The 387-nt window shown below is 53.7% G+C and carries 2 rRNA genes; both read left to right on the plus strand.

Features of this window, described 5'->3' with window-relative positions:
• Positions 1 to 141 (plus strand): 23S ribosomal RNA (locus AC1DIJ_RS30940); the annotation flags it as partial.
• A gap of 125 nt (positions 142 to 266) precedes the next feature.
• A 5S ribosomal RNA gene (gene rrf / locus AC1DIJ_RS30945) occupies positions 267 to 381 on the plus strand.
• Positions 382 to 387 lie beyond the last annotated feature (6 nt).

The following is a 387-nucleotide window of genomic DNA, read 5'->3' on the forward strand; positions in this document are numbered from 1 at the left end:
AAGGCATCTAAGCGGGAAACCCACCTGAAAACGAGTATTCCCTATCAGAGCCGTGGAAGACGACCACGTTGATAGGCCGGGTGTGGAAGTGCGGCAACGCATGAAGCTTACCGGTACTAATAGCTCGATTGGCTTGATCGTTCTCATTGCTTGTGCTCATTACAGTCGAAACGACTGAATGACGTCACGACGTGTTCAAAAACTAATCACTAACGACTAGTCACTAGTCGCTCGTGAACCAGCTTCTCAAAGTTGCGCTTCGCTGACCTGGTGGTCATGGCGGGGTGGCTGCACCCGTTCCCATTCCGAACACGGCCGTGAAACGCCCCAGCGCCTATGGTACTTCGTCTTAAGACGCGGGAGAGTCGGTCGCTGCCAGGTCTGCAA

It is taken from the genome of Rhizobium sp. 10N427 (assembly GCF_056394605.1).